The organism is Bradyrhizobium sp. UFLA05-153, from assembly GCF_054185185.1.
In genome coordinates this window covers 1-8814 of sequence record NZ_JBBIAM010000208.1, presented here as the reverse complement: position 1 = coordinate 8814, position 8814 = coordinate 1, and the positions used below count along the sequence as shown (strand labels likewise).

Sequence of the window (8814 nt, the reverse complement as noted above, 5' to 3'; positions counted from 1 at the left end):
GCCGAATCAAGTCGCGGCCGAGCCCACTGCCGTATCTGGACGGGTCCCCGAAGCTGTTTTTTTGTTAGTCGCACTCGTGCTCACGGCGGGTTGGCTTTACGCTCTCGGTACAGCGACATATAACTTAATAAGTTGGCTGTTCTCTTAGAAGAACGCTCAACCTACTTCGCAGGCAGCGGCGAAGACCACCATTGCCAAAACCGCGAATTGATCACCAGCTTCGCCACTCGTATGGCGACGACGCCTCGTTCTCGCGAGCGAACCATTGAGTGCCGCATACACAGAATGCTGTCGTAGAGCGCGTTCGCCATTTCCCACGCTGTATGCTCTCCGACGTAAACGGCTGTTCAGGAAGCGAACGCCCTGGAATTTGGAGCGGCTACTGGCGCGCCGGTCGGACGGCATCACCGTGGCGCCTTTCGAGCGAGGCGAGATCGGCCCCGACCTATTCCGTGCCGCGTGTCGCATGGGCCTTGAAGGTCTGGTCTCGAAGCATCGCGACCGGCCATATCGCGGTGGCAGGCAAAAATTTTGGATCAAGGTCAAGAACCGAAGCCATCCTGCAATGGAGCGGGAGATGTGACCGCGTACGGCCATAAGCGCCCCGCGATGTCTTGCCATTCGCAGGAACACTTTTTCGAACCGACGCTTGAGATTGTTATGTTGGTTCTTTCACTAGGGGTGCGTAGGACTCTGCGGCAGGCCCGGCTCTACGGCTACTTGGTCGAGCGAAACAACCAGATCTATCACCCGGGCGCCTTTCATCCGGTTTGCAAGAAATTGTTTGCACTCCGTCTCGTCGAAGGCGGTTGGCTGACAAAGAACGACGATCGATACGAGCTGACTACTAAGGGGCGTGAAGCGTCAGACTGAACTCCGGCGCACGATTAAGATGTCGGAGGCGGCTAAAGACGGAGGCGCCAGTTGAGGGACCGCCCTAATCGTCCCAGATAATCTTCGCACAGTTGGCGCACTGGTACACGCGTACAGACTGGCCGTCTCGCGTCTGAATCTCGGTCCTGAACGCAGCTGGCGTGCGGCAGTCGTCGCAGGAAGGAGGCCTGACTGCTTCGCTCGGGCGCGCTTGCGTGAGCATGACCTCAAGCATGCCCGGGAATGCGGATGAGTTATGTTCACTTTTGGACATACGGAAAGCTCAACGATCAGGGACTTACGGTTGCAGCAGCGACAAGATGCGATGCCGATCCTGCTGACGGCGGCGCTGGTTCTCGCGCAATCCTTCCAGTTCGGCTTGAGCGCTGCTGGTGTCATGATTCTGCTGTTTCAAACTAATGACCAATGCCTCCTGTTCCGCGAGGCGCCGCTCACCGTCAATTATCTCGCGCTCCAGTTGTCTCAACTCATCCAGAAGTGCGTCGTTTAACATCACCAAACCCACTAGCTTTCCGACAAGCGACCCCAGCGAGGGGGTACCGAGGCCGCCAACCTTGTAGGAAGGTTTTCTCTCGGCGTGGTTTCATTGGAGGTTGTACCGAGAGCATGGAGTTGACTAGCTCTGTCGAGAGTCGTTCCACCGCCAGTCCTTGGAAACCGGTTGGAGAATTCGGCTCACCGAGGAACGGAGGTTGGTGTCCACCGTTTCTTTGACAATATTCCCCGAGGGAGTTTTCCATGGCAAAGACGAATTGTTTGATTGTACGAGCTGTTGGAAGCCAACTGGATCAGTTGCGCGGAGAGGCATCTCGCATTTCACGAGGAAATAAAATCGACTGGTGGGTTGAGCGCGGCGAGATTGGGACGCGGTTTTGCTTTGAGACTGCTGAAGCCAAACGGGCGTTTGTATCAATCTGCCAAAACTTCGCTGTTTCTTGCATCGAAGCCTAGCAAGCAGAAGCGAGAAATCAGGCCCGCCAGCGTGAACCGGCAGGGCGTCAGCCGTACCGTGGCGGCCGGAGCTGCTCCAGCCCCTCTTCGATCACTCGCAGATCATCATGAACGTATTTTAGTGCATGGCGCGGATCGATGCTGGCCGTGCACTGGAGGATTTGCAGCAACTGACGCCGGAGCTCTCTCATCTCCTCCAGCGCTCGCCGGTTCTTCAAACGCACGTGGACGGAAACGAGTGTTTCAATGGTAGACGGCATTGGAGGGTGCAATCGACATCATCAAGTAGATTGGCGGCGTAGGAACATTGGGACTAGCGCCCCGGTTGGAAGAGCGCGGTTCAACGCCAAAGTTCTTGCCTGGAGGTGACGGTGTCAAGATTGCTGGTTTCGAAGGACGATCTTGAGCGTATCGCGCTGCAGGAGGTCCACAGTTTTCCCGGCACCGAAACGGTCGTCTCCGTTGAAATCGAATTAAAGCAAGGCGACAGCCCCGGCACGAACTGGAGGCTGCATGTGGTGGCACAGGAGGGCTGCGATATCGCCCGCGTGCAGCATGCCGCAGAGACCACGCGCGACCGGCTAAAACATCGCTATGAGATCCGCTTGAACTAGCTCCTCCGCGGGCGCTGAATGATTTCGCAACTCGGCAGCCGCACCAAAAGAAAACCTGCCTGCCTCGGGAGCCGACGGGCCCTCAGGCTCACCGCCTCAAACCGCGGAGTGCGTCGCCAGCCGCTTGTAGGTCCTGTGGACGGACAACTTCGGGAGCGGCCTGCCATCCGTCAAGGCGTTAGAGGCCCGGCATTGGAGGCAAATCCGAACCGGACCTCGCAGCCGCCAATCCCGCGGGGGAAACGAAAGATCGCACGGCAGGCTGACAGCCGCCTTACCCGGCCGCCCGCTGACGGGCCTTCACTCAACTAACGAAATCGGCACAGGCTCTCGCGTTGGGACGGGGCCGCTTGGGGATGCTTTGCGGCCTTGTGCTTGGAGAAAAGGCGCCACTACTTGCCCAACCCCCGGTGGCGCCTTTCCTCACCTTATTGCACTCGCGAGTGAAGCTCTTCACAGAAGCTTGGCATAGCTAGGCTTTGGTTGCTGGGGTTGATCCTTCGGGCCTCTGGAAGGCAACTGGATCAGTTGCGCGGGGAAGCATCCCGCATCGCGCGGGGAAGCAAGATTGACTGGTGGATCGAGCGTGGCGACGCTGGGACGCGGTTTTGCTTTGAGACCACTGAAGCGAAAAAAGCGTTTGCCTCAATCTGCCAAAACTTCGCGGTTGCTTGCAGGGAAGCCTAACGAACGGAGAACGGGCCGCCAGTGTGATACCGGCGGGCCTTCTCGTTCACCACCTCGGGCGCGGGCATTAAGCATGCCGTTGAGCGCGGCTGGATTGAGATGCACGAGAGCGGGACCTATGTGAGGCTCCTGAAGCAATGACCACTGTTTCGCGAGGGATTCAAAGGGTGCTGCGACAAGCCCTGCTCTATGGCTATCTGCACGAGCGCGGCTGCCGGCTATATCACCCGGGAGGCAGCGGGCCTGTATGCAGCCGGGCTTTGGCAGATCAAGCCATCAAGGACGGCTTTATCCTGAAGAATGGACAGAGGTACGAGCTAACGGACAAAGGGCGGCATGCAGCTCAATAACGCTCGCAGACCTCGACCATGATGTTGGCTGCACTACAGGGGAAGTAGAGCGCGACGTACAGAATGAGGCCGGTCAGAACGAATGCCCAGACGACCGGGCTGATCAGCGTCCGCGTCTCCACAACCCCTCCAGGAAGTTTGCAGCCCCACCCTTGGGAGCCCGAGCATCGATTTCCTCGGCCGCACGCCTGCAATCTTCAGCGACCTTCAACAAGCCGATCCGTTCGAGCTCCATCGTGGCGAGCTGGGCTTCGTCTAAACAAATCCGCTCTAGCCGTCGGAACTCTTCCACCTCTCGCTTCATGCGATCGTCCAGCATGCCCATCCAATAAATCCCATGCGCAGCCGCCACACGTGGAATCAGACATCTCGTTAAGGTGGAGCTTAGCGGACCTATGCACCTGCGAATGTTCGCCTGCTAACATAGGAACCGCAGTAACGACAGCTTTCCGCCGAGGAACTAGGCGGCAGAAGACGCATTTCCGCCCCATGACAAGGCTTGTCTTCGGTCTAGGCGCCCTCGCGGGTTCGCTGTTCCTGTTCGAGCTCTGGCTCTCACAGCACGAGATCCAGAAAGGTGTCGAGCGGCTAGAGAACTACGAAATTCAGCGCACTCAGGGCCGCTAGTGTTCGAACGGGCTGGGAGAGAAGCCGCTAGGTCGGATCGCAGTTGCTCCAAAACAGAAAGGCCCGCCAGCGTGAACAGGCGGGCCTCGTCTTGATCGCCCGGGCCGTCGGCGGTGCATTGCGAGCCCGATAGCAGCCGAACCTGCGCCTATTCGCTCTCCTCGTTGAGGACCAGAGCGCCGAGTCCGAAGAAAGTAACGTCGCCGACCCAGACCAGTTCAAGCGCGGTTCTCGATTGCCGAGGTCTCGACTGGAACGTCGCGCGAGAAGGACACGACGAGAAAGACCAGGTTCGGAAGCAGGCCGATCCAGCCGCAAGCGAAGAACAGCCGTTTGAACAGGGATTTCGTGATCCCCTCACTCTCGCTAATCAATTTTCGTAGTCGATCTACGAACCGTGAGCTAGAGCGGTGTCTTGGCCGTGCGGCTGTTCAGGGCTCTATTCGAGCCCATAATGGCGGTGGCAGGCGGTGCAGATGCCGTCGAGCCGGTCGCTCACGTCCGAAATCGATTTCAGGTCTTGCGCCTCCGCGGCGCGGTAGGCCTCGTTTGCGGCATCCGCGAGCTTTTTCACGTAGCCGTTCCACTCCGCATCCCGCGCGCGCTGCGGAATCATCAACGCGTTGGTGGTTTCCGCCAGCGTCGCGGCGCCGCTGACCACCCTTTCCCAGTCATCGTCCGTCTTGGGGGATTGCTCGTGCTCGCCGCTTTTGTCGATCATCGATCCGTTCACGCTCCAGATAATTTGCGCGGCGGGAGTGAGCACGTGCTCCATGAACGTCTTCATATCGACATGAGGCTGGAAGGGCGGCATCGACACCGCGTCGTCGGACATCGATGGCGATGCGGCCAGGACCAACAGCGCGACCGCGACTATGACACATGCGCGCAGGCGGATGCTGCTCATCATCGGAGCACCTGCATGGTAAAGCCGATCCAGCGCCCGCAGGCGACGACGGCGATCCAAAGCAGAATGGACAGCGCGCCCGCCAGCCGCGCGCGGCGCGGCGGCAGGGCCTGCTTCTCCCAGTCCGGCAAGTCCCTCGCGCTGACGGCGTGGAAGACGATCATGTTGAGCCCGGCCGCGCAGATCAAAACCATCTTTGCGACGAAGTAGCCATTGGCCAGATATTTGGCGGCATTGGAGATGAAGAGCAGAAAGCCCGAACTCGCCGCAACCGCGAAGGCGCCCCAGGTCACCGGCAGAACCGCGCTCGCGAGGCGGCTCACCGGCCGATCGGTCGAGGCAAGCCCGAGCAATCTCAAGTCCAGCACGAGGATCGAGCCGACGACGAGGCTGATCGCGATGACGTGCACCGATTCAATGGACGGAAACAGCGTGTCGTTCTCGCGAATGTTTTCGGCGAGCCCGCTGTCCTCGAAGTAGGCAACAAGATCCCGGAATTGAGACATCACCCCACCTGCGTGTAGGCAATCCAACGCCCGGCGACCAGGATGCTGCACCAGACCAAGATCGACACCGTTCCGAGCGCCTTTCCCACCATCCGGCTTTGATCCTTCTCCCAAAATTCCGGCGAAGACGCGATCGAGCCCTGCAAACCCGCGGTCAGTACGATCGCGGCGAGAAGCAAGGCCATCTTGATGTAGAAGGTGGAATTGACGAGCGAGCGGCGCGGCTCGCCGATAATCAACAAGCTGCCGGTCACGAGCAGGATCAACAGGACCGGCCAGATCGCGGGCAGAAAGCGCCGCGCGACCTCACGCAGCGGCTCATCGCGCTCGAACAGCCGGAAGAAACGCAAGTCCACCAGCAGCGCGGAAGAAAACACGATCGCCACGCAGAGAATGTGAATGGTCTGGAGGGTCGGGATGATCCATCCGGCTGTCTGGATGGTGTGGCTGAGCGACGTCGCTGCCAGCCACTTCGAAAACTCGCTCAGCAGCGCTTCCATCGCGGGATCACTGCTCTTCCGGCATGAGTGTGTAGGTCAATTCCTGGCCGTTCGGCAAAGTCACCTTGCGCAGGAATCCGCCGGACTTGCCGTCGCGCAACGGCAAGTAATGGAAGACGGCGTGATCGCCCGGTTGCAGCGAACGCTTGGTCCAGCCGGAGCGCGTCAGCACCCCGGGGCTTGAGACCTCGAACACCCAGGTGCCGGACTGCGGTCCCTCCTTGGCGTCGGACTCCACAACGAAGCTGATGTGAGGATTGGTCCAGTTGACCTGCTTGACGGTGCCCTCCATCGTCAGCGGATGGTCGCTGTCGTAGGCGGCATTGGAATGGTGCGCGGCTGCGATGCCGCCGAAAGACAATACCAGGCAAGCGGCAAGAAGAGGGACCTTCGGCGGCATCTCGATCATTCCCCTATTTTGCGGTGTGAACCGTCCCATACGCGCCTTGCGCGTTGGTGATGAATATGTCGTTGCCGTGCTCATCCTTGCCCGGGATCAGGTCTTCCTGCTCGCACTCACCCTCGATTATTTCATAGTGGCGATCGGGATAGCGGCGGAAAATTCGCGTCGTCTTCCACGTCGCTGTGAGAACTTTTGGCACCGTGATTTCAAGATCGTCGTGCATGACATTCGGCTCGGTCAAATGGATGCGCTCGACGATGTGCATGTCGCCGTTGTTGGGGATGCCGACCGCCTCGCTGATCGCGATATAGGCCTGCGGCACGATCGCGGTGGTGTCGACCACCAGCGTATCGCCTTCCCAATGACCGATCGAATGGCCGTGCAGCGTCAGGTCCGGATCTTCCGGGTGTTGGTGGCCGTCGAGGTAGATTCGCCGCATCCGGTTGCCGTCGACCTCGCCAAGCATGGTGATGCGGCCAGGGGTCGTGAGCACCTCGAACGCATTGTGCATCATCAGCATCCAGCTCGGCATGCCGTGGGGCAGGCAATGGCTCAGGACGAGGAAAGGCCGGCCGGCCTTTTCCTCGGCGATCAGATGTTGGACCTGCTGCCGAATTTCCGGCTTCCAGGGCGGCATGTTCGCCGTCTCCTGACGCTTCTGGTCCCTGATGTCCGGAAGCCATACGCCGTTGAAATCAGCCTCCGCCATGGCGGTGAACGCAGCCAGCGTTTGCAGCAGGGCCGCGATAGAACCAACCAGCACAAACCGCTCCGCAAGCTTCTTGGCCATGCGACATGCGACCTTCCAGCAAATTCCACGTTAGGATAGGTTGTGCAATTGCGAAAGGAAAGCCACTGCCGCGTACACGCCACTTCACACTTGCTGGATGTATCGTACCGGTCGAATTAGGAGGGTTGGCCTTTTCATGGACCGTGGCGCCATCGATGCCTCCGTTGCGGGGATAATCGGTGAAGTGGCAGGAAATGCGAATCCACGGATTTCTTGAGCGAGGACTTTCTCGCCCCTGCGCTCGCGAGCTGGATTTTCAAGGATGTGCCCGCAAGCTTTCTCGAATGCCTGTCCGAGCGCCGCGCCGCGATCGTCCTGCCAGAGATCGGGATGGCGCATTGCCAGCAATTTATCAGTTCGCAGAGGCTCCAACGGTCTGCTGCGAAGGCTCGGCCCTGTTTCCGTGCGCTTCGCGCGCTCTTTACGCCCTGGAGCGGCGCCGGAAGCCGCAGCGCGCAAGCTAGTGGAAATCGCCAATGGCATCGAAGCCGTCCAGGACGGCCTCCATATTGAGAAGATCAACGCGCCGTTTCGCAGCGGTGCTGAGTTCGGCGCCGGCATCAAGACGGCGGTCGAGCGCAGGTGGCTCGAGCTCCACGAAAGCGGGACCTATGTCAGGCTTCTAAAGCAATGACCGCCATTTCACGAGTGATCCAAAGGCTGCTGCGACAAGCATTGCTCTACGGTCATCTGCACGAGCGCAACGGAAGGCTATATCATCCGGGAAGCAGCAGGCCTATTGCAGCCGAGCTTTGGCAGATCAGGTCGTCAAAGACGGCTTCATTCTGAAGAATGGACAGGGACGCTGAAACCAAGCTCAGCGAGACTGTTGATATCGTGAAAGCTTGACGATTCGGACTGAAATTGCAGAGGCCTTAAGATCAATCGTTCATCCATCTGGCCGGCCCCGCTACCTGACGATATCGACCGCGTTGCAGCAGCGGCCGTCATCATCTCCGGTCTGTCCGTGCCTGCCTCCGCCCCTTTTTGAACGGACGGAAAACCTTGGAACGGCACCAAAAAGAAGTAAAGCCGCCGAAGCATGACAGGCGCCCGGAAAACGCCCATCACTCGTCGATTGAAGCTGCAAACCCGCGGCGTCGTCGCTTCGCGGTCGTTCTAACCGCGCCTTTGCTGCCAATCGTCCATGCTTCTCCATGGCCGCACCGCGGGCACTGGAAATCAATTTCGTGATGGCCGGTCCGCCTGGATCCGATGAAGTTCGCAGCCATCGGCCAAGCCCGACAATTCGGACAAACAACTAAAACATGATCAGGGTCGAGCACGGGCAATCGTCCCATTATCCAGGGGACCCGGGTCATTGCCTAACTGTGCGTTTTTTTGATCGTTCCTTGGGCGCGAGCCGTGAGGCTCTAAAGCGGGGAAGCCTGCGCCTCCTTGCGATCTAGGAACAGTGAAGGGTCGCCAGAGTTGGACCGCGGCGGCTGGAGACGTTGCTGTCATCCGCTACTTTTTCGACATCAGGGACGGAGCTGAGCTTTACCCGAACGAAGAAGGTCTAGAACTGGCGAATGAAAGGGTTGCTGAGCTGGAGGCCGCAAATACGTTGGCTGCCATGTTGAAG

At 59.2% G+C, this 8814-nt stretch carries 14 protein-coding genes and 1 pseudogene; 7 read left to right on the top strand and 8 right to left on the bottom strand.

The genetic code is table 11. From position 1 onward, the window contains the following. Nucleotides 1–367: 367 nt before the first annotated feature. The 4 genes and pseudogenes from Q2941_RS49245 to Q2941_RS49230 form a co-directional block, all read left to right on the top strand. Nucleotides 368–583: pseudogene (locus Q2941_RS49245) on the top strand (ATP-dependent DNA ligase); the annotation flags it as partial. Nucleotides 584–1198: 615 nt separating this feature from the next. After that, nucleotides 1199–1384, top strand: coding sequence for a hypothetical protein (locus Q2941_RS49240; protein WP_458197189.1), 186 nt, complete (start codon nt 1199–1201; stop codon nt 1382–1384). A 248-nt stretch (nt 1385–1632) separates the two neighbouring features. Beyond that, nucleotides 1633–1845 carry a hypothetical protein gene (locus Q2941_RS49235; protein WP_458197188.1) on the top strand — a complete coding sequence of 71 codons (213 nt, stop codon included), beginning with the start codon at nt 1633–1635 and terminating at the stop codon, nt 1843–1845. 371 nt (nt 1846–2216) lie between these two features. Further along, nucleotides 2217–2459 carry a hypothetical protein gene (locus Q2941_RS49230; RefSeq protein WP_458197187.1) on the top strand — a complete coding sequence of 81 codons (243 nt, stop codon included), beginning with the start codon at nt 2217–2219 and terminating at the stop codon, nt 2457–2459. A 1030-nt stretch (nt 2460–3489) separates the two neighbouring features. Here Q2941_RS49230 and Q2941_RS49225 read toward each other — a convergent pair. Beyond that, entirely contained in the window at nt 3490–3618 is a 129-nt protein-coding gene (locus tag Q2941_RS49225; RefSeq protein ID WP_458197186.1) for a hypothetical protein, read from the bottom strand. Then, nucleotides 3600–3821, bottom strand: coding sequence for a hypothetical protein (locus tag Q2941_RS49220; RefSeq protein WP_458197185.1), 222 nt, complete (start codon nt 3819–3821; stop codon nt 3600–3602). The genes Q2941_RS49225 and Q2941_RS49220 overlap by 19 nt, the downstream gene beginning before the upstream one ends. A 164-nt stretch (nt 3822–3985) precedes the next feature. On the opposite strand from Q2941_RS49220, the gene Q2941_RS49215 reads away from it, so the two are divergent. Continuing rightward, nucleotides 3986–4123 carry a hypothetical protein gene (locus Q2941_RS49215; protein ID WP_458197184.1) on the top strand — a complete coding sequence of 46 codons (138 nt, stop codon included), beginning with the start codon at nt 3986–3988 and terminating at the stop codon, nt 4121–4123. A 218-nt stretch (nt 4124–4341) separates the two neighbouring features. Here the strand turns inward: Q2941_RS49215 and Q2941_RS49210 are convergent, their stop codons facing one another. The 6 genes from Q2941_RS49210 to Q2941_RS49185 all read right to left on the bottom strand — a co-directional run bounded on the left by Q2941_RS49210 (nt 4342) and on the right by Q2941_RS49185 (nt 7229). After that, complete coding sequence (locus Q2941_RS49210) at nt 4342–4497, bottom strand: hypothetical protein (protein ID WP_458197183.1); 156 nt, start codon at nt 4495–4497, stop codon at nt 4342–4344. Nucleotides 4498–4562: 65 nt separating this feature from the next. After that, a complete protein-coding gene (locus tag Q2941_RS49205; protein ID WP_458197182.1) occupies nt 4563–5030 on the bottom strand; it encodes a hypothetical protein in 468 nt (155 codons plus the stop codon). Next, nucleotides 5030–5536 carry a DUF6644 family protein gene (locus Q2941_RS49200; RefSeq protein ID WP_458197181.1) on the bottom strand — a complete coding sequence of 169 codons (507 nt, stop codon included), beginning with the start codon at nt 5534–5536 and terminating at the stop codon, nt 5030–5032. Before Q2941_RS49200 ends, Q2941_RS49205 begins: the two co-directional genes overlap by 1 nt. Next, nucleotides 5536–6036 carry a DUF6644 family protein gene (locus Q2941_RS49195; RefSeq protein ID WP_458197180.1) on the bottom strand — a complete coding sequence of 167 codons (501 nt, stop codon included), beginning with the start codon at nt 6034–6036 and terminating at the stop codon, nt 5536–5538. Before Q2941_RS49195 ends, Q2941_RS49200 begins: the two co-directional genes overlap by 1 nt. A 7-nt stretch (nt 6037–6043) precedes the next feature. Beyond that, a complete protein-coding gene (locus Q2941_RS49190; RefSeq protein WP_458197179.1) occupies nt 6044–6445 on the bottom strand; it encodes a DUF6152 family protein in 402 nt (133 codons plus the stop codon). 4 nt (nt 6446–6449) lie between these two features. Continuing rightward, nucleotides 6450–7229 carry a hypothetical protein gene (locus tag Q2941_RS49185; protein WP_458197178.1) on the bottom strand — a complete coding sequence of 260 codons (780 nt, stop codon included), beginning with the start codon at nt 7227–7229 and terminating at the stop codon, nt 6450–6452. A 403-nt stretch (nt 7230–7632) separates the two neighbouring features. Between Q2941_RS49185 and Q2941_RS49180 the strand changes: the two genes are divergently transcribed. Both Q2941_RS49180 and Q2941_RS49175 read left to right on the top strand, forming a co-directional pair. Then, complete coding sequence (locus Q2941_RS49180; RefSeq protein ID WP_458197177.1) at nt 7633–7863, top strand: hypothetical protein; 231 nt, start codon at nt 7633–7635, stop codon at nt 7861–7863. A 780-nt stretch (nt 7864–8643) separates the two neighbouring features. Further along, nucleotides 8644–8814, top strand: a 171-nt coding sequence (locus Q2941_RS49175) for a DUF6894 family protein (protein ID WP_458197190.1), incomplete at its 3' end; no start/stop codon positions are given.

Excerpts from the sequence above, each read along its gene's own strand:
- Q2941_RS49185 (WP_458197178.1), bottom strand. The coding sequence starts at position 7,229 with ATGGCCAAGAAGCTTGCGGAGCGGTTTGTGCTGGTTGGTTCTATCGCG.
- Q2941_RS49240 (WP_458197189.1), top strand. The coding sequence starts at position 1,199 with ATGCCGATCCTGCTGACGGCGGCGCTGGTTCTCGCGCAATCCTTCCAG.
- Q2941_RS49215 (WP_458197184.1), top strand. The coding sequence starts at position 3,986 with ATGACAAGGCTTGTCTTCGGTCTAGGCGCCCTCGCGGGTTCGCTGTTC.
- Q2941_RS49205 (WP_458197182.1), bottom strand. The coding sequence starts at position 5,030 with ATGAGCAGCATCCGCCTGCGCGCATGTGTCATAGTCGCGGTCGCGCTG.
- Q2941_RS49200 (WP_458197181.1), bottom strand. The coding sequence starts at position 5,536 with ATGTCTCAATTCCGGGATCTTGTTGCCTACTTCGAGGACAGCGGGCTC.
- Q2941_RS49220 (WP_458197185.1), bottom strand. The coding sequence starts at position 3,821 with ATGGGCATGCTGGACGATCGCATGAAGCGAGAGGTGGAAGAGTTCCGA.
- Q2941_RS49235 (WP_458197188.1), top strand. The coding sequence starts at position 1,633 with ATGGCAAAGACGAATTGTTTGATTGTACGAGCTGTTGGAAGCCAACTG.
- Q2941_RS49195 (WP_458197180.1), bottom strand. The coding sequence starts at position 6,036 with ATGGAAGCGCTGCTGAGCGAGTTTTCGAAGTGGCTGGCAGCGACGTCG.
- Q2941_RS49190 (WP_458197179.1), bottom strand. The coding sequence starts at position 6,445 with ATGATCGAGATGCCGCCGAAGGTCCCTCTTCTTGCCGCTTGCCTGGTA.